General features: G+C 73.9%; 22 protein-coding genes. 11 read left to right on the plus strand and 11 right to left on the minus strand.

Going from position 1 to position 22,773, the window contains the following annotated elements; all coding sequences use genetic code 11:
• Window positions 1-128 precede the first annotated feature (128 nt).
• On the plus strand, window positions 129-953 hold the full coding sequence (locus ACIBIW_RS18005) for a DUF3159 domain-containing protein (protein WP_399337147.1): 825 nt from the start codon (window positions 129-131) through the stop codon (window positions 951-953).
• Between the two features lie 103 nt (window positions 954-1,056).
• Window positions 1,057-1,710 carry a GPP34 family phosphoprotein gene (locus ACIBIW_RS18010; RefSeq protein ID WP_399337149.1) on the plus strand — a complete coding sequence of 218 codons (654 nt, stop codon included), beginning with the start codon at window positions 1,057-1,059 and terminating at the stop codon, window positions 1,708-1,710.
• 108 nt (window positions 1,711-1,818) lie between these two features.
• Here the strand turns inward: ACIBIW_RS18010 and ACIBIW_RS18015 are convergent, their stop codons facing one another.
• A complete protein-coding gene (locus ACIBIW_RS18015; RefSeq protein WP_399337150.1) occupies window positions 1,819-2,778 on the minus strand; it encodes an aldo/keto reductase in 960 nt (319 codons plus the stop codon).
• A gap of 83 nt (window positions 2,779-2,861) precedes the next feature.
• Here ACIBIW_RS18015 and ACIBIW_RS18020 point away from each other — a divergent pair, with 83 nt between their 5' ends.
• A complete protein-coding gene (locus ACIBIW_RS18020) occupies window positions 2,862-3,533 on the plus strand; it encodes a TetR/AcrR family transcriptional regulator (protein ID WP_399337152.1) in 672 nt (223 codons plus the stop codon).
• 314 nt (window positions 3,534-3,847) lie between these two features.
• On the opposite strand, the gene ACIBIW_RS18025 is transcribed toward ACIBIW_RS18020, so the two are convergent.
• The 6 genes from ACIBIW_RS18025 to ACIBIW_RS18050 form a co-directional block, all read right to left on the minus strand.
• Window positions 3,848-4,393 carry a flavin reductase family protein gene (locus ACIBIW_RS18025; RefSeq protein ID WP_399337154.1) on the minus strand — a complete coding sequence of 182 codons (546 nt, stop codon included), beginning with the start codon at window positions 4,391-4,393 and terminating at the stop codon, window positions 3,848-3,850.
• Window positions 4,390-5,508, minus strand: a complete 1,119-nt coding sequence (locus ACIBIW_RS18030) for an LLM class flavin-dependent oxidoreductase (protein WP_399337156.1) — start codon at window positions 5,506-5,508, stop codon at window positions 4,390-4,392. Before ACIBIW_RS18030 ends, ACIBIW_RS18025 begins: the two co-directional genes overlap by 4 nt.
• 158 nt (window positions 5,509-5,666) lie before the next feature.
• Window positions 5,667-6,737 carry an LLM class flavin-dependent oxidoreductase gene (locus tag ACIBIW_RS18035; protein WP_399337158.1) on the minus strand — a complete coding sequence of 357 codons (1,071 nt, stop codon included), beginning with the start codon at window positions 6,735-6,737 and terminating at the stop codon, window positions 5,667-5,669.
• Window positions 6,734-8,119, minus strand: coding sequence for an NtaA/DmoA family FMN-dependent monooxygenase (locus tag ACIBIW_RS18040; protein ID WP_399337160.1), 1,386 nt, complete (start codon window positions 8,117-8,119; stop codon window positions 6,734-6,736). Before ACIBIW_RS18040 ends, ACIBIW_RS18035 begins: the two co-directional genes overlap by 4 nt.
• A 94-nt stretch (window positions 8,120-8,213) precedes the next feature.
• Window positions 8,214-9,434, minus strand: a complete 1,221-nt coding sequence (locus tag ACIBIW_RS18045; protein ID WP_399337162.1) for an LLM class flavin-dependent oxidoreductase — start codon at window positions 9,432-9,434, stop codon at window positions 8,214-8,216.
• 257 nt (window positions 9,435-9,691) lie between these two features.
• Window positions 9,692-9,868, minus strand: coding sequence for a putative leader peptide (locus ACIBIW_RS18050; protein ID WP_399337164.1), 177 nt, complete (start codon window positions 9,866-9,868; stop codon window positions 9,692-9,694).
• Window positions 9,869-10,483: 615 nt separating this feature from the next.
• On the opposite strand from ACIBIW_RS18050, the gene ACIBIW_RS18055 reads away from it, so the two are divergent.
• From ACIBIW_RS18055 to ACIBIW_RS18090, 8 genes are all read left to right on the plus strand, one after another.
• Window positions 10,484-11,482 (plus strand): amino acid ABC transporter permease, encoded by a 999-nt coding sequence (locus ACIBIW_RS18055; RefSeq protein ID WP_399337168.1) that lies wholly within the window; start codon window positions 10,484-10,486, stop codon window positions 11,480-11,482.
• A complete protein-coding gene (locus tag ACIBIW_RS18060; RefSeq protein ID WP_399337170.1) occupies window positions 11,479-12,282 on the plus strand; it encodes an amino acid ABC transporter ATP-binding protein in 804 nt (267 codons plus the stop codon). The genes ACIBIW_RS18055 and ACIBIW_RS18060 overlap by 4 nt, the downstream gene beginning before the upstream one ends.
• A 103-nt stretch (window positions 12,283-12,385) precedes the next feature.
• A complete protein-coding gene (locus tag ACIBIW_RS18065; protein ID WP_399337172.1) occupies window positions 12,386-13,354 on the plus strand; it encodes an ABC transporter substrate-binding protein in 969 nt (322 codons plus the stop codon).
• Window positions 13,355-13,381: 27 nt separating this feature from the next.
• A complete protein-coding gene (locus ACIBIW_RS18070) occupies window positions 13,382-14,275 on the plus strand; it encodes an ABC transporter permease (RefSeq protein WP_399337173.1) in 894 nt (297 codons plus the stop codon).
• Window positions 14,276-14,317: 42 nt separating this feature from the next.
• Window positions 14,318-15,235, plus strand: coding sequence for an ABC transporter ATP-binding protein (locus tag ACIBIW_RS18075; protein ID WP_399337175.1), 918 nt, complete (start codon window positions 14,318-14,320; stop codon window positions 15,233-15,235).
• Window positions 15,232-16,947 (plus strand): FAD-binding protein, encoded by a 1,716-nt coding sequence (locus ACIBIW_RS18080; protein ID WP_399337177.1) that lies wholly within the window; start codon window positions 15,232-15,234, stop codon window positions 16,945-16,947. The genes ACIBIW_RS18075 and ACIBIW_RS18080 overlap by 4 nt, the downstream gene beginning before the upstream one ends.
• Window positions 16,944-17,348, plus strand: a complete 405-nt coding sequence (locus tag ACIBIW_RS18085) for a 4Fe-4S binding protein (RefSeq protein WP_399337179.1) — start codon at window positions 16,944-16,946, stop codon at window positions 17,346-17,348. The genes ACIBIW_RS18080 and ACIBIW_RS18085 overlap by 4 nt, the downstream gene beginning before the upstream one ends.
• The gene (locus ACIBIW_RS18090; RefSeq protein ID WP_399337181.1) at window positions 17,317-18,327 is read left to right on the plus strand and encodes an ABC transporter substrate-binding protein; all 1,011 of its coding nucleotides are present in this window, start codon (window positions 17,317-17,319) and stop codon (window positions 18,325-18,327) included. Before ACIBIW_RS18085 ends, ACIBIW_RS18090 begins: the two co-directional genes overlap by 32 nt.
• Window positions 18,328-18,385: 58 nt before the next feature.
• On the opposite strand, the gene ACIBIW_RS18095 is transcribed toward ACIBIW_RS18090, so the two are convergent.
• From ACIBIW_RS18095 to ACIBIW_RS18110, 4 genes are read right to left on the minus strand one after another with little or no spacing between them, the layout of a single operon-like run.
• Window positions 18,386-19,288 carry an ABC transporter substrate-binding protein gene (locus tag ACIBIW_RS18095; protein ID WP_399337183.1) on the minus strand — a complete coding sequence of 301 codons (903 nt, stop codon included), beginning with the start codon at window positions 19,286-19,288 and terminating at the stop codon, window positions 18,386-18,388.
• Between the two features lie 46 nt (window positions 19,289-19,334).
• Entirely contained in the window at window positions 19,335-20,486 is a 1,152-nt protein-coding gene (locus ACIBIW_RS18100; RefSeq protein WP_399337185.1) for an ABC transporter substrate-binding protein, read from the minus strand.
• Window positions 20,479-21,414, minus strand: coding sequence for an ABC transporter ATP-binding protein (locus tag ACIBIW_RS18105; RefSeq protein ID WP_399337187.1), 936 nt, complete (start codon window positions 21,412-21,414; stop codon window positions 20,479-20,481). The genes ACIBIW_RS18100 and ACIBIW_RS18105 overlap by 8 nt, the downstream gene beginning before the upstream one ends.
• Window positions 21,411-22,265 (minus strand): ABC transporter permease, encoded by an 855-nt coding sequence (locus ACIBIW_RS18110; RefSeq protein ID WP_399337189.1) that lies wholly within the window; start codon window positions 22,263-22,265, stop codon window positions 21,411-21,413. The genes ACIBIW_RS18105 and ACIBIW_RS18110 overlap by 4 nt, the downstream gene beginning before the upstream one ends.
• Between the last annotated feature and the right edge of the window lie 508 nt (window positions 22,266-22,773).

The raw sequence follows: 22,773 nt of genomic DNA on the forward strand, positions 1-22,773 counted from the left end.
GACGTCACCGGCCGAATGGACGCATGAGCACGGGGCGGCGCGGAGACATGCACCAACACATCCGCGCCCCCGTACAGAAGCAGTCCGGCACAGACAAACGACTAGCCCCACATAGTGAGTTGATCATCATGACTGAACCCGTACGCCGCACTCCCGACACCCACTACGCCCCCGTCACCTCCCCACCGACCGCACCGCCGCAAGCGCCCGAGGAGCCCCAGGAGAACAAGACGGCGGGGGCGCTGGCGCTGGAGCAGATGGGCGGTGTGTTCGGCGCGGTGATCTCCGCGCTTCCCGTCCTCGCCTTCGTGTTCGCCAACTCCGCCTACGGTCTGAAGGCCGCCACCGGCGTCGGCGTCGGCTTCGTGGTGGCGGGCGCCGTGGCGCTGCTGGTGCGCAAGGAGCCCGTCAAGCCCGCGCTCTCCGGCCTCCTCGGCGTCGCGATCGTGTCGCTCATCACCTGGAAGACCGGTTCCGCCAAGGGCTACTTCCTCATCGGCATCTGGTCGAACCTCGTCCTGGGCGCGATCTTCCTGATCTCGGTCATCGTCCGCCGCCCCCTGGCCGGACTCGTCTGGGGCGCGTTCAACGGCACCCGCACCACCTGGCTCGAAGACAAGCCCTCCCGACGCTACTACACCATAGCCACCCTCAGCCTGGTCACCGTCTTCCTCGCCCGGTTCGCCGTACAGCAGTGGCTCTACGACGGTGACCACACCGGCTGGCTCGCGGTCACCAGGCTGCTGATGGGCTACCCGCTGCTCGCCCTCGCGCTGCTCGTCGTGGTGTGGGCCGGCCGCCGCTCCGGCAAGCGGTTGAAGGCGCTCGCCGCGCAGCAGCCCGCCGCCACCGCGCCCGCGCCGCACGGCCGCCCGGCCACCGCCCACCCCTCGCACCACGCGCAGGGCCACGGCCGCCCCTCCACCCCGCGCGACCCGCGGTGCACGTTCTGACCGCCACCCGGCGGTTCCGGGGGCCCGGCGACAGCGGGAGCCCCCGGCCCCGGCCCCGGCACGAGCCCTGAGGAACCGAGGAAGAGGAATCGAGGAAGCCGACATGGCGCAGCCCCTCGCCCAGACCCTGTACCTGCTCACCTACAGCCCCGACAAGAAGAAGTTCGAGCTGCTCAACATCCAGGGCCGCGGCCAGCTCCTGCGCGGCGGCGCGCTGGCCGAGCTGGTCCTCGGGGGGCGGCTCGGCACGGAGGGCGGAAAGGCCCTCCGGCTGCCCGGACCGCCGCCGGAGGACCCGTTCCTCGCCGAGGTGTGGCAGGACGTGCCCGAGCGGCCGAAGGGCTGGCTCTCGCTGGTGCACAACAAGGCCCACCTCGCGGAGGCCCCGGTGCGCGGGCAGCTCGCCGAGGCGGGCGCGCTCACCCTCCAGGAGGGGAAGCGGCTGAAGATACTCGGCCCCTCCAAGGTCACCGTCAACGACCCCGAGGAGGTCGCCGCGCTCCAGCGGAAGGTGCGCGAGGCGGTGCTCGGCGCCCCCGACGCGGCGGCGATCCCGACGGCGGAGCTGGCCCTGGCGGTACTGGCCGTGGAGGTGGAGGTGCTGAGCCTCTTCCCGCACAAGGACAGGCGCGAGCACGCCAAGGCCCTCAAGGCCGCCGCCGCCCGCTTCGACACCGAGGTGCCAGGGCTGCGCCAGGCGGTACGTGCCTCGTTCCTGTCGAGCCGTTCGGTGGGAGGGGGCTGGGGCGCAGGGTGAGCGCCGCCCGCACCACCGGGGCTCACCGGCAGGTCCGACCGCGGGAAACCCGGTGGGCCTGCCGGTCCCGCGCCCCCGGGACCTCGCCCCCGGAACCCGGAGCACGGCCTAGCCGAGTTCGAACTCGCCCGGCCTGCTCCGTACCGCGTCCAAGGTGGCGAGGGTGGCGGGGTCGAGGGCGAGGGCGCCTGCGGCGGCGTTGGACTCCAGGTGGTCCGGGTCGGCGGTGCCGGGGATGAGGAGGACGTTCGGGGAGTGGTGGAGGAGCCAGGCGAGGCCGACCTGCGCGGGGGTGGCGCCCAGGGACTCGGCGGCGGCGCGCACGGCGGGCTCGTCGGTCACCTTCGGAAAGCCGGGGAAGGCGCTGCCGAGCGGGAAGAACGGCACCCAGGCGATGCCCCCCGCGGCACAGAAACGGAGCGTCTCCTCGTCGGCGCGGGAGAGCAGGCTGTACTCGTTCTGCACACAGGCGATGCCCGCGGGCGCCGCCCTGCGCAGCACGTCAAGGCTCACGCTGCCGAGCCCGACGGCATCGATCTTCCCCTCGTCGCGCAGTGCGGTCAGCACCGCGAGCTGGTCGTCGAGGCCGACGACCTGGTCGCCCTCGGCGCGCAGCCCGGGGCCGGTGTCGGCGCGGCGCAGGTTCACCAGGGGGAGCCGGTCGAGGCCCAGCTCCCTGAGGTTGACCTCGACGCTCGCCCGTAGCTGCTCGGGGCGCTGGGCCAGGCGGAGGTGCACGGCGCCGCCGGGGTTGGGCTCCGCGCCGACCTTGGTGGCGACGACGGCGCCGTCCTCGGGGCGCAGCGCCTCGCGCAGCACGCCGTTGACGAAGCCGTCGCCGTAGAAGGCGGCGGTGTCGAAGTGGTCGACGCCCAGCTCGACCACGCGCCGCACCAGCCGTACGGCGGCGGCGCGGTCCCCGTCGAGGCGGGCGAGCTGCATGGCGCCGTAGCCGACACGGGAGACGGTGCGGTCGCCGAGGCGTCCTGGGCCCCCGGCGCGGGGCGCGCCCGTGGCCGTGCGGTCGGAGGACGGGGCGGGTGTGGGAGAGGGGGTGGTGGACGACATGGGAGTCCCGTCTCGTGAGAGGATAAGGGAAACGGAGGTGCCTCCGTTAATGTCAGCCTAACACTACCGGAGGGACCTCCGCTTTGCCTTCTTCCGCATCGCCGCCCCCCGGCGGCCAAGGCGGCCAGGACCCCGGGGGCGGGCGCAGCAGCCGGCCGGGCCGCGCCGACGCGCGCCGCAACAGGGAAAAGCTCCTCGCCGTCGCGAGGGACGCCTTCGCCGCCGCCACCGACACCCCCGTCTCCCTTGAGGCCGTCGCCCGCGAGGCCGGGGTGGGGATCGGCACGCTCTACCGGCACTTCCCCACCCGCGACGCGCTCGTCGAGGCGGTCTACTCGGCGGAGCTTGCCGACCTCACCGACAGCGCCGCCGCCCTCGCCGCCGAGCTGCCCCCCGAGGAGGCGCTGCGCGCGTGGATGGACCGTTACGGGGCCTTCTTCGCGAGGAAGCACGGCATCCTCGACATCCTCCGGGCGGGCCGGGCGTCCGGGAGCATCGCCATGCCGGCCACCCGGGCGCGCGTCACCGCGGCGATCGCGACGTTCCTCACGGAGGGGGCGCGGACCGGCGCGCTGCGCGCCGACGTCCCCGCGGAGGACGTCACCCTGATGCTGCTCGGCGTCTTCCTCTCCACGTCGGCCCATGACTCCCCCGAGCAGGTCGACCGGCTGCTCGACCTGCTGATCGACTCACTGCGACCGGGCGCCGCCCCGCAGGACGCCGAGCCCCCGCCCACGGCCGCCCCGCGGGACTGAGCCCCGCACCCCACGAACACCCCGGCGGGGGCAGGGGGCGGCCCCCTCCCCCGGCCCCCGCTTCTCCGCGCCGTAGCGCCGCGGGGGCCGCGGGGGCTGCGGGGCCTCGGGACCAGCGAAGGAGTACCCCGGCGGGTTCGCACTCGGCGCCTCCGTGGCCGACCGCAACACCATGGTCAGGCGGGACCTCTCGGGGCTACGCGCCACACCCCACGGCCACCCAAGCGGCCACCACAGCGGCCACGACCACGACCACAGCCACAGCCACAGCCACAGCCACAACTAGGCAAGCCGCCAGGCGACCCGGTGGCGCCTCAACTCCCCGGCGGCGGCTGCCCCGTCACGCCCGTGAAGCCACCCCGGTGGAACACCAGGGGCGGGGTGTCCTGGTCGGCGGAGAGGGCGTGGACCCTGAGGAGGACGACCTCGTGGTCACCGGCCGGGAGCCGGGCGTGGACGGTGCAGTCGAACCAGGCGCTCGCGCCGTCGATCAGCACCGCGCCGCCGGGCGAGACGGTCAAGGCCACACCGGTGAAGCGGTCGCCCTTGCGGGAGAGGCGCCGGCACAGGGCGTCCTGGTGGGCGCCGAGCACGCTGACGCCGAGCCGCCGCGCGCGCCACAGCGCCGGCCAGGTCGCCGAAGCGCGGTCCGCGCACACCGAGACCAGCGGCGGATCGAGGGACACCGAGGTGAACGAGCTGGCGGCGAGGCCCACCGGGGCCCCGTCGACCAGCCCCGCCACGGCGGTGACCCCGCTGGGGAACGCCCCGTAGACCCCGCGCAGCGCGGCCGGGTCGAGCGGTCGCGGCGGGCCGGGCGGCGGGGCGTCCTGCTTCCGGCTCAGACCGGCGGACGTCATCGGCTGCTCCATTCCCCGGCCAGCAGCTCATAGCTGCGCACCCGGTCGGCGTGGTCGTGGGTGATGGTGGTGACGATCAGCTCGTCGGCGCCCGTGGCGTCGCGCAGGATCTCCAGTCGGTCGGCGACCTGCGCGGCGGTGCCCACGAACTGGGTGGCGGTGCGGTCCGCCACCAGGGCGCGGTCCGCCTCGCTCCAGCGGTGGGCGCGCGCCTCATCGGGGGTGGGGAACGGGATGGCGCCCTCGCCGCTGCGGATGCTGCGCACCCACAGGCCGTAGCCGGTGGCCAACTCCCGTGCGGTGGCCTCGTCCTCGGCGACCACCACGTCCGCGGAGACGCTGACGTGCGGCGCGTCGAGACCGGCCGAGGGTTTGAACGCGGCACGGTAACCCTCCGCGGCCTCCAGTACGGTGGCCGGGCTGACATGGTAATTGGCCGCGAAACGCAGCCCGTTGGCCCCCGCGACCTGGGCGCTGATCCCCCCGCTCGAACCGAGCACCCACACCTGGAGCGCCGCGCCCTCGCCCGGTACCACATGGGCCTCGGTGCCGTCGGGCGCGGTGTAGGTGCCGGCGAGCAGGGCGAGGATGTCGGCGATCTGCTCGTCGTACGGCTGCGCCTCGGCGCCGGGCTGCTGGAGCAGCGTCTTCTGGAGCGCGAAGCGGGGCGAGCGCAGCAGGTGCTCGAAGGAGAACGGCTCGGGTATCAGCAGGCCGTTCGGGGTGCGCCCGCCGGGCGGCCGGGGCGCGGGGGTACGGGCCGACGCCGGGGGCCTGCCGCCCGACCTGCCGAGCCCGAGATCGAAGCGGCCGGGGTGGGCGGTGTCGAGCAGGCCGAACTCCTCCACCGTGGACAGGGCGGTGCGGTGGCCGAGTTGTACGGCGCCGGAACCGAGCCTGATGTGCGAGGTGGCAGCGGCGGTGAGCGCGAGTACCAGGGCCGGGGAGGTGCCCGCGACCCCGGGGTTGAGGTGGTGCTCGGCGAACCAGTAGCGGGCGTAGCCCAGTTGCTCCGCGCGCCGGGCCAGGTCGACGCTGTTGCGCAGCGCCTGCGCCGCGTTCGAGCCCGAGCTGACGGGGACCAGGTCGAGGACCGTGAGAGGGGTGTTGGCCACGCTGGCTCCTGCTTTCTCGGTGGGGCGGGGGTGGGTTCCGGCCGGTCGGGCGGGTCCTGGTGTACGGAGTCGGTGGTGGCGGGGGGCTGCCGACGGTGCTGGTGGCCGACCGCGGGCGGGCGGCCCGGCTGTCGGCGGCGGCCGCTCAGGTGTCGTCGTCAGGTGTCGTCGTCAGGTGCCACCGGGCCCCAGGGCCACGGGGGGTCGGGGATCTCACGGCGGAGCACGGGGGCCACCTCGGACTGGAAGAGTTCGAGGCTGCGCCGGTGTCCGCGGCGGTCGGGGCCCGCGGGCTCCGCTGCCAGGTGCAGCACGCTGTGCCCGAACTGCTCGTGGTAGCGGTGCACCTTCTCGATCACCTGCTGGGGGCTGCCGATCAGCGCGGAGCTGCGCTCCACGAAGTCGTCGAGGTCACGGAAGGTGGGTTCGGCACCGGCCCGTGCCAGGAAGGCACGCTGGGCCTGGAACGCCGGGCGGAACGCCTCGACGGCCTGCTGGGAGGTGCGGGCCACGCTCAGCCCCGCGCTGCCCGCGCCGACCGCGGCCTTCGCCGGGTCGTGCCCGTAGTGCGCCCAGCGCTCCCGGTAGTGGTGGACGAGTTCTGCGTAGGGGCCGACGGGGTTGGTCACGTTGGCGGAGAACAGCGGGTCGCCGTAGCGGGCCGCGAGGTCCACCGACTCCCTGCTGGTGGCGCTGCCGTGCCAGACCCGTACCGGGCGCTGGTAGGGCCGCGGCCACACCTCGGCGGCGTCGAGCCGCGGCCGGAAGCGTGGCTCGGCCGACACCTTGTCCTCCCGCCAGATCCGCCGGAACAGCTCGTAGGACTCGGCGTTGCGCTCCCACTGGTCCTCGGGGGTGACGTCGAAGAGGTCGCGTTGGGCGGTGCCGTTGCCCTTGCCGATGATCAGTTCGAGGCGGCCGTCGGAGAGGTGGTCGAGGGTGGCGTAGTCCTCGTAGGCGCGCACCGGGTCGAGCAGGCTCAGCGTGGTGACGGCGGTGAAGAGCCGCACCCGCGAGGTGCGGGCGGCGACATGGCTGAGCACGACGGGCGGCGAGGAGGAGAGGAAGGGGCGCTCGTGGCGCTCCCCGACACCGAAGCCGTCGAAGCCCAACTCCTCAGCGAGCAGGGCGCTTTCGACCACCTCGCGCAGCCGCTGCCTGGTGGGGGTGAGGGCGCCGGTGGCCGGGTCGGGCGCGTGCACGACGAGGGTGATCGCGAGGAACCTCATGACGCCGCCCGGTGCCCTGCGGTGTGCCCTGGGGTGTGTCCTGGGGTGTCGAGTCCGAGGTGGTCGCGGAGGGTGTGGCCCTCGTACTCGGTGCGGAACACCCCGCGCTCCTGGAGCAGCGGCACCACCGTGTCGGCGAACTCGTCGATACCGCCGGGGGTGAGGTGCGGCGCGAGGATGAAGCCGTCGCTCGCGTCGGTCTGTACGAAGGTGTTCATGTCCTCGGCGACCTTCTCCGGGGTGCCCACGAAGGACTGACGGCCCGTCACCTCGATGATGAGTTCCCGCGTCGAGAGGTGCTTCTCCTCGGCGATGGCCCGCCACTTGGCGGCCTCCGCGAGCGGGTCGCGGTGCATACGGACGCTGGCGCGGCCGCGGGCGACGGTGTTCTCGCCGACCAGCGGGTCGACGGCGGGCAGCGGCCCGTCCGGGTCGTGGCCTGCGAGGTCGCGGTTCCAGAGCTGTTCGAGCAGCTTGATCGCGGTCCGGCCGCTGACCTGCTGGCGGCGTATGTGCCTGGCCCGCTCCTCGGCGTCCTCCTGGGTGTCGCCGAGCACAAAGGTGACCCCGGGCAGCACCTTGAGCTGGTCGGGTGTGCGGCCGTACCGCGCGAGGCGGCCCTTGACGTCGGCGTAGAAGGCACGGCCCGCCTCCAGGGTGCCGTGCCGGGTGAAGATGGCGTCGGCCGCGGACGCGGCGAACTCGCGGCCCTCGTCGGAGTCGCCCGCCTGGAAGACCACCGGGCGGCCCTGCGGGGAGCGCGGCACGTCGAAGTGGCCCGCGATGTCGAACTGGGAGACATGGTGGTCGAACCGGCCGGGGTCGGGGCGCGCGAGGAACACCCCCGACTCCTTGTCGGCGACGATCTCGTCCCCGTGCCAGGAGTCGAAGAGGACCGTGGCGGCGGTGAGGAACTGCCGGGCGCGCTCGTAGCGGTCCTGCTGCGGGAGGTAGCCGCCGCGCCGGAAGTTCTGGCCGGTGAACTCGTCCCATGAGGTGACCACGTTCCAGGCGGCCCGGCCGCCCGAGAGGTGGTCGAGGGAGGCGAACTGCCGTGCCACCTCGTACGGTTCGTTGAAGGTGGAGTTGATGGTGCCCGCGAGGCCGAGCCGTTCGGTCACCGCGGCGAGGGCGGCAAGCACGGTGAAGGTGTCGGGGCGGCCCACGACGTCCAGATCGTAGATCTGCCCGTTCTGCTCGCGCAGCCGCAGCCCCTCGGCGAGGAACAGGAAGTCGAACTTGGCACGCTCCGCGGTGCGCGCCATGTGTGCGAAGGAGCTGAACGCGATCTGGCTGCCCGCCGCGGGGTCGCTCCACACGGTGGTGTTGTTCACACCGGGGAAGTGCGCGGCGAGGTGGATCTGCTTGCGGGTTCCGCTCATCGGGGCGGTGCCTCCTCGGGGTGGACGGCGCGGGCCCACGCCCCTTGGCCGGGGCGGGGCGGGCGGCGTCACGTGGGTCAGACCGTCGCGTGGGTCAGGGGGTGGCGTAGCGGTTGGCGGGGCGTGGCAGGCCGAGCAGCCCGCGCAGGGTGGCGCCGGTCGGGTAGGCGGTCCTGAACACCCCGCGCCGCCGCAGCTCCGGCACCAGGTCCCGGGTGATCCGCTCCAGGTCGTGGGGGAGCGCGGCTGGGCGCAGCCGGAAGCCGGTGAGCCCAGCGGCCCGCCACTCGACGAGGAGTTCCGCGAGGTCGGCCGGGGTTCCGGCGAACAGCCGCGCGTCGCTGGTGAGTTGCTGCCCCGCCCGGTCGTCGAGCCGGGCCAGCCTGCCCGCCGCGCGTGCCGCGGTGTCGTCGAGGAGCACCAGCAGGTCACCGAAGACGTGCACGGTCTCGTCCGCGCGGCCCGCCGCGGCCTGCGCCGCCCTGATCTCGGCGACGATCGCACGGGCACCGGCGGCGTCGGCGGGGGTGACGAAGCCGACGTCGGCCGCCGCGCCCACCAGCCGGTACGGCTCCGCGCGGTGCGCGAGCGCGGTCACCACGGGCTGGCCCTGCGGGGGGCGCGGGGTGATCGAGGGGCCCTTGACGCTGAACTCGGCGCCCTCGAAGTCGATGTAGTGCAGTTTGTCGCGGTCGATGAAGCGGCCGGTGGCGGTGTCGCGGATCTCCGCGTCGTCCTCCCAACTGTCCCAGAGCCGCCGCTGCACCTCGACATGGTCGGCGGCCTCGTCGAACAGCCGCCGCAGCAGGGCCTCGCCCTCCGGGCTGTCGAAGCCGTCGTACCAGGCGAACGCCTTGCGGCCGATGTGCGCGGCCTCGTCGGGGCGCGCCGACACCTTCACCCGCACCCCGGCCCTGCCCAGGCTGACGTGGTCGAGGGTGGCGACCGCCTTGGAGATGTGGAACGGCTCGGTGTGGGTGGTGCCGACCGTCGGCACCAGGCCGATGTGCCGGGTCAGCGGTGCGACCCTGGCGGCCGTCAGCACCGCGTCGACCCTGCCGCGCACCAGGTCAGTACGGCCGTCGGGGCCCCGCGGGTCGGTGGACTGGAGGCTCAGCGCGTCCTCCAGGGTGACGAAGTCGAGCAGTCCGCGCTCGGCCTCGGCGACGAGGTCGGCCCAGTAGCGGGCGGTGAGCAACTCCGCGGGGCGCGCCCCGGGTTCACGCCAGGCGGCGGGGTGCCATCCGGCACCGTCGAGCGCGACGGACAGGTGGAGCCCCGGTGTCCTCCCGGGGGCGGTGGGCTGAGCGGGCATGGGTGGAGACCTCCCGGTCCCGGGTCGCCGGACAGCGGTACGCACCCCGGCGCCGGGGGGTTGAGGGGTGGCGGTGCTCGGGGCGCGAAGCCGCCGGGGGGCCGGTGGTCAGGATGGCGGGAGCGGCGGCGTTGCCGTGCCTCGTGACGTCGGCGTGTTTCGCGGGCCGGCCGTGCCCGGCGGCCGGTCGGGCCGGGCGGCGCGGCATGGTGGTACGGCGCGGTGGTGCGGCGTGGTGGCGCGGGGCGGCAGCCTGGTCAGGCCGGACAGAGCGCGGCGGCGACGCGCTGGAGGTCGATGTGCCGACGGGAGTAGGTACACAGGGCGGGGTGTGTCGGACCTGCCGGGGGCGTCTCGCGCACCAGCTCCCACCTCCACCAGTACCAGGACCACCGGGCTGCGCCGGGCGCGCCCGCCCGCTCCCCGGCTCGCACCGGGCGGCGGTGGCGCGCTCACGACCTTTCCAAGCTAACCCGGGCGCAGGTCCGGCACAATCCCCGGCCGCCCGGCACCCCCGCCCGCCGTCTTCCGGCATTCGAGAGGGGATTGTCGCTGCCGGGCCGGGCGGTTACCGTAGGCGCTCGTGCCCCGAGGGGGCCCTGGCGACCACCGAGAGGGGAGGGCGGGAAATGCGCGACCGACAGCGCCGCACCCACCGTCCCCGCACGCTCTCGGTCCGCCGCCGTCACGTGGACCTGCTCCGCGTGAACAGCGCGCTCTGTTCGGCGTGACCCCAGCGGCCGGGCGCTGAGGCGCCGCCGCCGCGCACCCGCCCACCACCGCCCCGCCTCTGCGCCCCCGCGCCGTTGCGCCTTCGCGCTCCCCCGCCTTCGTGCCTCGTCGCCCTCGTGCCTCGTCGCCCCTGCGCCTCCTCCCGTCGTACCGCGACGGCCCGTTCACCGATCGTCACCGCGGCCGGTCGGCTCCCCGTCCGCCGCCCCGGCACCTCCGTGCCGTGCGCGGCCGGCTCCCCGTCAACTCCCCCTGCCCGCAGGGCCTTCGCGTACCGACGCGGCCCCGCGCGCCCCGACGAGAGGGAACGTGCCGCCATGGCCGACTCCTCCACCTCCCCGCCGACGAAGACGGCCGCACAGAAACCACCGCCGCCCACCGCCCGACCGGTGCCCTCCGACGCGGAGTTGCTGGCCGCGCCGCTCGTGCCGCAGCGCCGCCCCTGGCGCTGGGTGCCGGTGGCGGTGCTGCTCGTACTGCTCGCGATGCTGGTGCACACCCTGGTCGCCAACCCGCGCTTCCAGTGGGACGTCGTCGGCGACTACCTCACCCGCGCCGCGATCCTGCACGGCCTCGTACTGACCCTGTGGCTGACGGCCGCGGTCATGGTCAGCGGCTATCTGCTGGGCATCGGGATCGCGGCGATGCGGCTGAGCCACCACCCGGTCCTGCGCGGGCTGAGCTTCGGCTACGTGTGGCTCGTGCGCTCGGTGCCGCCGCTGGTGCAACTGCTCTTCTGGTACGAACTCGCCTCGCTCTACCCGCGGTTGTCCATCGGGGTGCCGTTCGGGCCCGAGTTGGGCAGCGTCGGCACCGCGCACCTCTTCGGCGGCACCCTCGCGGCGTACGTGGCGCTGACGCTGGACGTGGCGGCGTTCTCCGCGGAGATCGTCAGGGGCGGCATCCTCTCCGTCGACCGGGGCCAGACGCAGGCGGCGCAGGCCCTCGGGCTCGGGGGCGCGCGGATCTTCCGCAGGATCGTGCTGCCGCAGGCCATGCCCGCGATCATCCCCGCCTCGGGCAACATGCTCATCGGCATGCTGAAGGCGACCTCGATCGTCAGCGTGATCGCGGTGCAGGACCTGCTGTACTCGGCGCAGCTCATCTACAACCAGAACTTCCTGATCATGCCGCTGCTGCTGGTGGCCACCTGCTGGTACATCCTGCTCACCACCCTGCTCTCGGTCGGCCAGTACGCCGTCGAGCGCCGTTTCGCCCGCGGCAGCGGCCGGGAGGGGCCGGGACTCTGGCGCACCGCGCGCGCCAACCTCCCCCTGCTCGGGCGCGCGGGCGCCACCCCTGCGGGGCTGTCATGAGAGCCGGGACGACACGGCCGACGGCGGGCGGGGGCACGTCGCGCCCGCTGCTGCGGGTGCGGGGGCTGCACAAGCGGTTCGGTGCGCAGACCGTGCTCGACGGGGTGGACCTCGACGTGGGCGAGGGCGAGGTGACGGTGCTCCTCGGCCCCTCGGGCTCCGGCAAGTCCACGCTGCTGCGCTGCCTCAACCATCTGGAGCGGCCCGACGCGGGCTTCGTGGAACTCGGCGGGGAGATCGTCGGATACGGCTACGAGCACGGGAAACTGCGGGAGTTGAGCGCCAGGGCGGTCACCGGGCAGCGCGCCAGGGTCGGCATGGTGTTCCAGCAGTTCAACCTGTTCCCGCACCTGACGGCGGTGGAGAACATCGTCGAGGCGCCGATCGCCGTGCACCGCACACCGCGGGCCGAGGCGGTGGCACGCGCCGCGGAACTCCTCGACAGCGTGGGGCTCGCGGGGCGCGAGGGCGCGTATCCGCGTGAGCTGTCCGGCGGCCAGCAGCAGCGGGTCGCCATCGCCAGGGCGCTCGCCATGTCGCCCCGGCTGATGCTGTTCGACGAGCCCACGAGCGCCCTCGACCCGGAGCGGGTGGGCGAGGTGCTGGCGGTGATGAAGGACCTCGCGCGCAGCGGCATGACCATGATCGTGGTGACCCACGAGGTGGGCTTCGCCCGCGAGGTCGCCGACACCCTCGTCTTCCTCGACGGCGGCCGCGTCGTGGAGTCGGGTCCCCCGGCGGAGCTGCTGACGGGCGCCCGGCACGAGCGCGCGAGGGCCTTCCTCGCCGCGGTCCTCTGAGCCCAACGGGCCCCACGGCCCGAACAACCCACGCACCGGGCGACCCACCTGCCAAACACACCCCCCGCCCCCGCACCCCATGACCAGGAAAGCAGGTCCATCCATGAACGCGCCCGTGTCCCGGCGCCGCGGTCCCGCGGCCCGCCGTACCGCGCCCGCCGCGCTCGTCTGCGCGCTCGGCCTGACCCTCGTGGCCGGCTGCGGCGGCGACTCGTCGGGCGCGGCGCCCGCGGACGGCAGCCAGTCGCCCGTCCCCACCAGGGACGTGGTCTCCTCGGTCAGGGCGGTGCCCGCGCTCGCCGGGGCGCTGCCCGCCGACGTGCGCGAGCGCGGCACCCTCACGCTCGGCGCCCCGCTGGTCAACGGCTCCACCGGGCTGCCGCTCGAAGGCCGCGACAAGGACGGCAGGACCATCGGTATCGCCGCCGACATCCGCGAGGCGGTCGCCAAGGTGCTCGGCGTCACCTGGAAGGTACGCACCGGCACCTTCGCCACGATCATCCCGGGCGTGCAGAACGGCAAGTACGACGTCGGGATGGGCAACTTCGGGGTGACCAGGGCCCGCGAGAAGGTGGTCGACTTCGCCACCTACCTCAACGACGGGCAGTCCTTCCTCGGCGCCGAGAACGCCCCCGTGGACCGGGTGCGGCGGCTCACCGACCTCTGCGGCCTGCATGTGTCGGCCTCGCCGGGCTCCACCTTCCAGCAGATCCTGGAGGACGGCGCCGCCGACTGCGCCCGGGCGGGCCGCAAACCGTACAAGGTGCAGTACTTCTCCGAGCAGGGCCCCGTCTTCCTCGGCCTCGCCAACGGCAAGATCGACGTGTCCTTCGGCCCCACGCTCGGCGTGAAGTACCAGGCCGCGCACATCCCGCACACCAAGTACCTGGGCGAGATCAGCACCACCCCCGTCGGCTTCGTCACCCGGCGCGGCACCCGGCTCGCCAAGGCGCTGAGCGCCGCCGTCAACAAGCTCATCGACGACGGCACGTACGCCGACATCCTGCGCAAGTGGAGCCTGCCCGACTCGGGTGTCGACGCCTCCCGGGTGAACCCGCCCCCGACCCTGTGACCCCCGCCGAGCGAAGGACGTCCCGCCATGCCCACCATCGCCACACCTCCCCGCCCGGGCCCCCCGCCGCACACCGACACCGGCCACCGCGAGCCGCCCCGACGCCCCACGCCCTCCGCACCCCCGCCGAACGGCCCCGGCCGCCAGAAAGCCACGCTGGTACGGGCGTTGCTCGCGGCGCGCAGGGTGAGCGGGCTCGTCGCGGTGCTGCTGCTGTGGTGGCTCGGCACCGCGCACGGCTGGCTCGGCGCCACCACCCCCTCGCCCGCCGCGGTCTGGCACGCCGGGGTGGAACTCGTGCGCACCGGTGACTACGGCCACCATCTGCTGGTGTCGCTCGGACGGGTCGGCAGGGGCCTCGCGTTCGGCATCCCGCTCGGTGTGGCGCTCGGTCTCGCGGCGGGGCTCGCCAAGGCGGTCGAGGACGTGGTGGACGCGCCCGTCCAGGCGTTCAGGATGCTGCCGCACCTCGCGCTCGCGCCGGTGTTCCTCATCTGGTTCGGCATCGGCGAGACCTCCAAGACCATGCTGATCCTCATCGGCCCGGTCTTCCCGCTGTACATCAACGTGCTGCACGGCATCAGGGGCGTCGACAACCGCCTTGTGGAGGCGGCGCGTTCGTGCGGGCTCGGGCGCTTCGGCCTGGCCCGCCGGGTGATCCTGCCGGGCGCGCTGCCGCAGATCTTCGTGGGCCTCAGGCAGGCGCTCGGGATCGGCTGGCTGACGCTGGTGGTCGCCGAGCAGACGGCCACCACCTCCGGCATCGGCTACCTCATGACCGACGCACGCGAGTTCCTGCGCACCGACGTGATGTTCGTGGTCCTGGTGACCTACGCCGCTTTGGGCGTCCTGTCCGACCTGCTGGTACGGGCCGTGGAGCGGCGGGCGCTGAGCTGGCGCCGCGGCTTCGCCGGAACCTGACCCGGGCCACCGCGCCCACCCACACCCACCCCGGGAGCCACCATGGCACCACCCACACGCCCACCCGCCACGGAGACCACCGCCGAGATCCCCGGAGAGACCACAGCACCCACCGACCGACCCGACACCGAGCCGCCCGGTCCCACCACAGAAGCCACCCCGGACCCCACCGCCCCCGCAGCGCACCCGGGCGGTGTCAGGGTGCGCGGACTCACCCGTGCCTTCGACGGCCGTACGGTGCTCGACAGCGTCCGGCTCGACATCGCGCCCGGCGAGTTCGTCGCCCTGCTCGGGCCGAGCGGCTGCGGCAAGTCCACCCTGCTGCGCGCCGTCGGCGGCCTCGATCCGACCCCGCCGGGCGTCGTCGACGCACCGGGGCCCGTCGCCACCGTCTTCCAGGAGCACCGGCTGCTGCCGTGGGAGCGGGTGTGGCGCAACGTCACCCTCGGGCTACGCGGACCCGGGCTGCGCGGGCGCGCGGTCGCCGCCCTCGCCGAGGTGGGGCTCGCCGCCCGCGCCGACTCCTGGCCCGCCACCCTCTCCGGCGGCGAGGCCCAACGGGTCGCGCTGGCCCGCGCGCTGGTGCGCACCCCCCGGCTGCTGCTGCTCGACGAGCCGTTCGGCGCGCTCGACGCCCTCACCAGAATCCGCGCCCGGCGGCTCGTCGCGGGCCTCTGGGAGGAGCACCGCCCTGCGGTGCTCATGGTCACCCACGACGTGGAGGAGGCGCTGCTGCTCGCCGACCGCGTGCTGGTCATCGGGGACCGCGCCGTCGCCGTCGGGCACACCGTCGACGTGCCGCGCCCCCGCGCGCTCCACCACCCCGGGCTCGTCGAGCTGCGCGGCCTGCTGCTCGCCGCGCTCGGCGTCGTACCGGAAGAACACCCCGCAAGGCCGCACGGCGCCGCGCACACCGCCGCCGCCGCGCCGCCGCCTTCCCCGAAGGAGACCGCCGTATGACCACCGACACCGAGGCCCTCGACCGTCTCGACCTGAGCTGCGACGTGCTCGTCGTGGGCGGTGGGCCCGCCGCCGCGTGGGCCGCCGTCAAGGCCGCCGAGGGCGGCGCCGACGTGGTGCTCGCCGACAAGGGCTACTGCGGCAGTTCGGGCGCCACCGCCGCCGCGGGCACCGGCGTCTGGTACGTGCCGCCGCACCCCGAAGAGCGGGAGGCCGCGATGGCCTCGCGGGAAGGGCTCGGCGGCCATCTCGCCGACCGCCGCTGGATGGCCAGGGTGCTCGACCAGACCTGGGAGAACATGCACGAGGTCGCCGACGTCAGCCGCTACCCCTTCCCCGTCGACGCGGCAGGACGCCAGATACGCCGCGGCCTCCAGGGCCCCGAGTACATGCGCAGGATGCGGGTGCGGGTGCTGCGCTCAGGGGTGCGGGTGCTGGACCACAGCCCCGTACTCGAACTGCTCGTGGACGACGCGGGCGCGGTCGCGGGCGCCGCGGGCCACCGCCGCCAGGAGGACCGCCCCTTCACGGTGCGCGCGGGCGCGGTGGTGCTCGCCACCGGCGGCTGCGCGTTCCTCTCCCGGGCGCTCGGCACCAACGTCGACACCGGCGACGGCTATCTGATGGCGGCGGAGGCGGGCGCCGTGCTGTCCGGCATGGAGTTCTCCAACGCCTACGCGCTGGCACCCGAGTTCACCTCGCTCACCAAGACCGCGTACTACGGCTACGCGACCTTCTACCACGCCGACGGCACCGTCCTCGAAGGCGCCGGGAGCAAGAAGGGCAGGTCCGTGATCGCGCGGGCGCTGCTCGACGAGGGCACCGTGCTGTGCCGCATCGACCGCGCGGACGAGGCGGCGCGGCGGGCGATGCGGCTCGGGCAGGCCAACTTCTTCCTGCCGTTCGACAGGCTCGGCATCGACCCGTTCACCGAGCTGTTCCCCGTGACCCTGCTCGCTGAGGGCACCGTGCGCGGCACCGGCGGCATCAGGATCGCGGGCGACGACTGCGCCACCGGTGTGCCGGGCCTGTACGCGGCCGGGGACGCGGCCACCCGGGAGCTGATCTGCGGCGGCTTCACCGGCGGCGGCAGCCACAACGCCGCCTGGGCGATGTCCTCGGGCACCTGGGCGGGCCGCGGCGCCGCCGCGTTCGCGCGCGGGCTCGGCGGGCGGGCACGCACCCGGCGGCTCACCCCGCTCGGCGGCGCGGGCCTGCGGCCCACCGGCGCCCCCGGGCCCGCGGGCGCGCACCGCGCGGTCATCGAGGCGGTGCGCGGCGAGGTGCTGCCGTACGACAAGAACTATCTGCGCGAGGGCGGGCGGCTGGCCGCCGCGCTCGGCGCGCTCGACGGGATCTGGGGCGACCTGCGCGCCTCCCTCACCGGGTACGGTCCCGCGCGCGGCCGGGCCAGGGAGGCGGCGGCGATGGCGGCGACCGGGCGCTGGATGTACACCGCGGCGCTGGCGCGCACCGAGACCAGGGGCATGCACAAGCGCTCCGACCACCCTTCGCAGGCCGACCCGGTCTGGCGCCACCGGCTGCTCACCGGCGGCCTCGACGACCTGTGGACCGCTCCCGAGGGCGGCACGGGCGCGCCGGGCGCCCACACCGTCCACACGGCGCGCGCGGCCCACACCGTCCACACGGCGCCCACCGCACACCCCGTCCACACGGTGCCCGCCGCCGGGCGCGCGGAGGTGGCCCGATGATCGAGGTCGTCTCGCGTGACCGCTGCGTCGGCTGCGGCAAGTGCGTACGGGCCTGCCCCACCAACGTGTTCGACGACGCGCCCGACGGGGTGCCGCTGATCGCCCGTCAGGACGACTGCCAGACCTGCTTCATGTGCGAGGCGTACTGCCCGGTGGACGCCCTGTTCGTGGCGCCCACCACCCATCCGCAGGAGGCGGGCGCCCGGCTCGCCGACGAGGCCGAACTGGCCCTGGGCGGACTGCTCGGCAGCTACCGGGCCGGTATCGGCTGGGGCCGCGGCCGCACCCCGGGCGCCCGGCTCGCCCTCGGCCCCGAGATCCCCGGCACCCCACCCCACCCCGCGCACCGGCAGGAAGGCGGCACCGACGATGGCAGCACCACGTCCCCGACCACCGCGTAGGACCCGCCGTGCGGCGCTCGCCGCCGCCGCGCTGCTGCTGGCGGGGGCCGCCACCGCCTGCGGCAGCTCCGCCGCCGACACCGGCGGCGGCTCCTCGGGGTCGGCCACGCTCAGGGTCGGTGTGATCGGCACCAAGGCGGAACTCACCGGGCCCACCGGCTATCTGCACACGGAGAAGAAGCTGCTGCCACTGCTGCGGAAGGCCGGGTTCACCGCGGTGAAGGTGTACCCGTTCCCGAACGGGCCCGACCTCAACCAGGCGCTCGTCGGCGGCAGTCTCGACGTCGCCAGCTACGGCGACACCCCGGCGCTGGTGGCACGCGGCAGCGGTCTCGCCACCCGGCTGATCTCGCTGGCCTCCGTCGACAACGACGCCTCCGTGGTGGTGCGCGCGGGCGGGCCCACCTCCCTGAAGGACCTCCGAGGCAAGAAGATCGCGGTGGCCACCGGCTCGTATATGCACCGCTATCTGCTGGGCGCCCTCCAGGACGAGCACGTCGAACCCGCCGAGATCACCCACGTCTACACCGCGGACACCCAGGCGCCCCTGGAGCGCGGCGACATCGCGGCGGCCGCCCTGCCCGAGGTGAACGCCAGGGTGTTCGAGAGCAAGGGCTTCAAGGTCATCGACCACCTCGCCGAGGACCACCCCGACTACGCGGGCACCTCCGCCACCGTGTCCACGGACGACTTCCTCTCCGCGCACCCCGGCTTCGTGAAGCTGTGGCGCGACGCCCAGGACCGGGGCAGCAGGGACGCCCTGGCCGACTTCCGCCGCTACCAGGACTTCGAGACCACCCTCGACGGCTTCCCCGCCCCGCTGGTGCGCGAGACCACCCTGAAGAGCCAGCTCCCGACGAGCGCCGTGCCGAAGCGCGGCCTCCAACTCCTCGAAGGGACGAAGAAGTTCTTGGTGGAGCAGAAGTTCATCAAGGAGGACTTCGACCTCGGCGACTGGATCGCCGACGCGTCCGGGTGACACACCGGGGCCCCGTGCGCCGCACTGCCGCACGGGGCCCCGGTGGGCGCGCCCGGGATCAGAGGGCGAGCTGGAGCCGGTTGTCGACCAGTTGGACGTAGTCGCCGTCCTCGGGGATCAGGTCCCAGGCCACCATCCAGTCGTACGTGCGCTGGAACTCCTCCGCCGGGTACGGCGCGGGCTCCGCGTAACGGAGCCGGTCGCGGCGGAAGTCGGTGGGGTCGAGGTGCACGATCTCCTCGGGGACGTCCGCGATGAGGTAGTGCAGATACGGCTTCGGGTCCTCGTTGATCTTGTGCACGGCCCTGACCACGGCGCGCTGGATCGCGGTGAACGTGTCGGGGTCGAGCGTGGGGTTGGCGATCTCGGCGCCGACATAGAACGCCTCGGCGATCAGCTTGTAGCCCAGCTTCTCCGCGACGGTGATCCACGGCTCCATCACCGCGGCCGCGTCCACCTTGCCGTCCCGCAGCGCCTCGAAGCGCTCCCTGGGGCCGCCGACGTGGACGACGTTGATCTCCTCCTTGCGGAGGAAGCCCTCCAGGGTCTGGATGCCGATGTAGTGGGAGCCGTGGTGGAAGTTCACCCCGACCGTGCGGTTCGCCAGGTCCTGGGGGTGGTTGGCCGGGTCGTCGGGCCGCACGAAGACGGCCTGGCTGCCGATCGCGGCGCGCTTGCTGACCACCTGGCCGCCGGCCTCGCTGTCGTAGCTGCGCCTGACCTGCCCCCACTCGCAGGCCCGGTAGAGCGAGGCGTCGCCCGCCTCGAACGCGGACTTGCCGCTGAACGCGGAGATCAGGGTGTGGTCCTCGACGGGCCTGACCACGGCCTCCCGCTGTCCCTTGCGGACGAGTTCGAGTTCCAGACCCTCGTCGGCGAAGTAGCCCTCGTCGCGTGCGACGAAGTAGGGCAGGGAGAACACGGGGCTCGACGTCTCACTGACGATCTTCTTCAGAGCCATGGTGCGTACGACCTCTCTGGTGGTGTGACTGGGGTGGGTGGTCGGGTCAGCGCAGGACCTGGGCCAGGGTGGTGTCCTTGGGCAGCGGGCCATAGGTCTTCTGGAGCTTTTGGTAGAAGTGCTGTCGGTCCAGGGCGTCCACCCAGGAGTTGTCGACGAGCGGCTTCAGGTCCTTCAACGCGGCCTGCTGCGCGGCCGGTTGGTACTCGGTGTACGGCGCGAAGTAGGAGGTGTCGCAGCGGCCGGGCGGCGCCTGGACGGGCGGGAGATAGGCGTCGAAGCTCTTGCCCAGGGTCTCCTTGTCCGCGGGCTTGGCCGGGTCGAGGTGCAGGAACGCGCCGAGCGTCTTCACCCCGTCCTCCTTGTGCGTCTGGTACGACCAGGCGCCCTTGGCGAGGCTCTTGAGGATCTTGGTGACGGTGCCGCGGTTCTTCTTCGCCCAGTCGGTGTCGACGACGAACGGGCTGGGCGGCCCCTGGGCGTATCCGAGGCCCTTCAGACCCGCCTTGTCCGCACGGAAGTTGAACGGGGTGGACAGCAGCCCGCCGTCGACCTTGCCGCTGGTCAGCGCGGTCAGCACATTGGGGATGGAGCCGAGCGCCACGAACTTCACACTGTCCGCCGCGAGCCCCTTCGACTTGAGGTACGCCTGCATCGCGACCTGCGGCGCCCCGCCGAGCGAGGGCACCCCCACCGTCTTCCCCTTCAGGTCCGCGAGCGAGGAGGTCCCCTTGGGCGCGTACACGTAGTAGCCGTTGTTCTTCGCGACGCAGGCGATGGTGGAGATCTTCACGTGCTTGGCGTAGAGGTCGAGCACATCGCCGCCCGCGAGCTGGTCGAACTTCACGGAGCCCGCCACGAACGCCGCCTTGAGCTGCCCCTCCGCGGACAGCGGTGTCGTCACCCGCAGCCCGTTCTCGGCGAAGAAGCCCTTCTTCACGGTGTACTGGAAGGCCCCTTGCGCCGCCGAGACGGAGGCGGTGGGCACCGTGAGCGCGCTGCCCGAGCCGCCGCCCGCGCCCGCCTGCCCGCTGTCGTCGCCGCAGGCGGCGAGCGCGGCGGTGAGGGCGAGGGACGCGGCGGCCGCGGTGAGGGCGCGGCGGGGCGCGAGGGTGCGGCGCCCCGCGGGGGTACGGCGCCTCGTGGCGGCGGGGTGCGGGGGCGCGCCCGGGCGCCGTGGGCGGGTGGCTTCACGCATGGGGCTTGTCTCTCTTCGGGGATCGGCGGGCCGCGTCGCGGCGCCCGGTGGTCTCGGTGGGCCGGGGTCTGCCCGCGGCGGCGGCCCGTTCCTCGCCGCCCCGGCTCAGCCGCCGGTAGACCCGGGCGCCGATCGCGGCCAACTGCTCGCTGTGCTGGAACTCCTCGGTGCGCGGCCGGACTTCGTCGACCTCGAAGGTCTCCGTGATCCGCCCCGGCCGCTCGCTCATCACCGCGACCCGGTCGCCGAGGAACACCGCCTCGCCGATGTCGTGGGTGACGATCACGGCGGCGGTGCCGAGGGTGCGCAGGCTCTCGGCGAGCACCCGCTGAAGCCGCTCCCTCGTGAGGGTGTCGACCGCGCTGAACGGCTCGTCGAGCAGCAGCACCGCCGGGTCGACGGCGAGCGCGCGCGCCAGGTTGACCCGCTGCTGCATACCGCCGGAGAGCGCGGCGGGCCTGAAGCCCTCGAAGCCGCCGAGGCCGACCAGGTCGAGCAGTTCGAGGGCGCGGGCGCGGCGCCGCGCGGGCGGCATGCCGCCGTCGTGGGCGCGCAGCCGCAGCCCGAACTCGACGTTCTTGCGCACGCTCCACCAGGGGAAGAGCGACGGCTGCTGGAACACGTAGCCGGTCGCGGCCCTGCCGTCCCCCGGCGCCCTGCCCTGCACGGCCACGGCGCCGCCGCTCAGCGGGACGAGGCCCTGGAGGGCGCGGAGCAGAGTGGTCTTGCCGCAGCCGCTGGGGCCGACGACCGCCAGCACCTCGCCGCGCCCGACGGCGAGGTCCACCCCGTCGAGTACGGGCAGTTCGCCGCCCGCCGTGCGGTAGTGGGCGCGGGCGCCCGACACCTCGATGACGGGGCGCGGGCGTTCCGCGGTGGCGACACCGGGCGCGTGGTGTGCCGCTGGAGTGGTCTCCGGGGTGGTCATGCCTGCTCCGTCCGTGCGCCGCGGGCGTGGTGCACCCGCCGCTCCGCGGTGGCGACGAGCGCCGTCATGGCGATACCGATCACGCTGAGCGTGACCACGCCCACGTACACGTCGTCCGTTTTGAGGTTCTGCTGGCCCGAGATGATGAGGTAGCCCAGGCCCGAGGTGGAGCCGAAGAGGTCGGCGGCCACCAGGGCGATGAGGGCCCTGCCGATCGCCAGCCTGAGGCCGGTGAGGATGTGCGGGACGGTGCCGGGGAGCGTCAGGCACACCAGGGTCTCCAGCGCGTTCGCGTGGAACGCCCTGGTCACGTCCCGCAGACCGCCGCCCACCGTACCGGCCGCGCCCGCCTGGGTGTTGATGACGAGCGGGAAGAACGCGGAGGCCGCCACGATGGTGATCTTCGCGGTGAACCCGAAGCCGAGCCCCACGATGACCAGCGGCGCGACCGCGATCACCGGAATCGTGTAGAGGGCGGTCACCCACGGCCCCAGGGCCTCGCCGAGCAGCCTGCTGGTGCCGAGCAGCAGCCCGGTGAGCACCCCGGCGACCACGGCGATGGCGAGCCCGATGAGGAGTTGGGCGAGGCTGAGCCCGATGTCGGGGCCCAGGGTGCCCGCGTCGAACAGGTCGATCGCGTCGCGCACGACCCGGTCGGGCCCGACGACGGCGAGTTCGTTCGGGCGCAGCACCGTGATCGCGAGCTGCCAGAGCGCGAGGCCGCCCACGATGGACGCACACGGCACGAGCAGCCTGCGCAGCCGCCCGCGGCCGCGGGGTCTGCCGGTCGCCGGGAGCTGCGCGGCCGCCGCGGGGGTGACCGTCGGCGCTGTCTCTGCTGAAGGAGGCACGGGAACTCCGGTGCTCGGGGGAGGGCGAGAACGGGGCTCGGCACAGGGGCGAACGCCCTTGCGCGGTGGTGAGGTTGAGGTCGGCACCGGGGAGGGTGCGGGCCGCGGGCCCGGTGCGGGCGCGGGCACACCCCGCGCCACCCCCGCCACGTCGACGGGCGGGAACGCACACCGGAGAGAACCACCGCGGGAGCTACGGGTCCTGGGGCGAGGCGCGCCGATACGGCCGGGGCTCCCGGCGTCGGCGCGGGCACGGGGCGCCCGGGCAGGTCAGGAGGACCGCGGGGCGCGCGCACGCGGGGCTAGCGACAGACGGCCCCGCGGTAGAGAACGAAGTCGAGGTACCGTCGCCGCACGAGAAGCTCAGCAGCCGGATTCATGCGACGAGTATGCGCAGCCCTCTTTGGGGGTGTCAACGGGCGTCGCATTTCATTGACACCCGGGTTGCCGTCTCTCTGTCTCCACGGAAGCCCGGGGGTTTTGTGTATCCCTGTTTCCACGATGGGGG

The sequence above is a fragment of the Streptomyces sp. NPDC050560 genome (genome assembly GCF_044457285.1).
Lineage (GTDB): Bacteria > Actinomycetota > Actinomycetes > Streptomycetales > Streptomycetaceae > Streptomyces.

What these genes read in the sequence shown, in the direction of transcription:
- ACIBIW_RS18060 (WP_399337170.1), top strand. Translation starts at nt 11,479, where the DNA reads ATGAGAGCCGGGACGACACGGCCGACGGCGGGCGGGGGCACGTCGCGC.
- ACIBIW_RS18065 (WP_399337172.1), top strand. Translation starts at nt 12,386, where the DNA reads ATGAACGCGCCCGTGTCCCGGCGCCGCGGTCCCGCGGCCCGCCGTACC.
- ACIBIW_RS18005 (WP_399337147.1), top strand. Translation starts at nt 129, where the DNA reads ATGACTGAACCCGTACGCCGCACTCCCGACACCCACTACGCCCCCGTC.
- ACIBIW_RS18040 (WP_399337160.1), bottom strand. Translation starts at nt 8,119, where the DNA reads ATGAGCGGAACCCGCAAGCAGATCCACCTCGCCGCGCACTTCCCCGGT.
- ACIBIW_RS18080 (WP_399337177.1), top strand. Translation starts at nt 15,232, where the DNA reads ATGACCACCGACACCGAGGCCCTCGACCGTCTCGACCTGAGCTGCGAC.
- ACIBIW_RS18100 (WP_399337185.1), bottom strand. Translation starts at nt 20,486, where the DNA reads ATGCGTGAAGCCACCCGCCCACGGCGCCCGGGCGCGCCCCCGCACCCC.
- ACIBIW_RS18045 (WP_399337162.1), bottom strand. Translation starts at nt 9,434, where the DNA reads ATGCCCGCTCAGCCCACCGCCCCCGGGAGGACACCGGGGCTCCACCTG.
- ACIBIW_RS18010 (WP_399337149.1), top strand. Translation starts at nt 1,057, where the DNA reads ATGGCGCAGCCCCTCGCCCAGACCCTGTACCTGCTCACCTACAGCCCC.
- ACIBIW_RS18015 (WP_399337150.1), bottom strand. Translation starts at nt 2,778, where the DNA reads ATGTCGTCCACCACCCCCTCTCCCACACCCGCCCCGTCCTCCGACCGC.
- ACIBIW_RS18095 (WP_399337183.1), bottom strand. Translation starts at nt 19,288, where the DNA reads ATGGCTCTGAAGAAGATCGTCAGTGAGACGTCGAGCCCCGTGTTCTCC.
- ACIBIW_RS18055 (WP_399337168.1), top strand. Translation starts at nt 10,484, where the DNA reads ATGGCCGACTCCTCCACCTCCCCGCCGACGAAGACGGCCGCACAGAAA.
- ACIBIW_RS18105 (WP_399337187.1), bottom strand. Translation starts at nt 21,414, where the DNA reads ATGACCACCCCGGAGACCACTCCAGCGGCACACCACGCGCCCGGTGTC.
- ACIBIW_RS18035 (WP_399337158.1), bottom strand. Translation starts at nt 6,737, where the DNA reads ATGAGGTTCCTCGCGATCACCCTCGTCGTGCACGCGCCCGACCCGGCC.
- ACIBIW_RS18070 (WP_399337173.1), top strand. Translation starts at nt 13,382, where the DNA reads ATGCCCACCATCGCCACACCTCCCCGCCCGGGCCCCCCGCCGCACACC.
- ACIBIW_RS18075 (WP_399337175.1), top strand. Translation starts at nt 14,318, where the DNA reads ATGGCACCACCCACACGCCCACCCGCCACGGAGACCACCGCCGAGATC.
- ACIBIW_RS18090 (WP_399337181.1), top strand. Translation starts at nt 17,317, where the DNA reads ATGGCAGCACCACGTCCCCGACCACCGCGTAGGACCCGCCGTGCGGCG.
- ACIBIW_RS18025 (WP_399337154.1), bottom strand. Translation starts at nt 4,393, where the DNA reads ATGACGTCCGCCGGTCTGAGCCGGAAGCAGGACGCCCCGCCGCCCGGC.
- ACIBIW_RS18085 (WP_399337179.1), top strand. Translation starts at nt 16,944, where the DNA reads ATGATCGAGGTCGTCTCGCGTGACCGCTGCGTCGGCTGCGGCAAGTGC.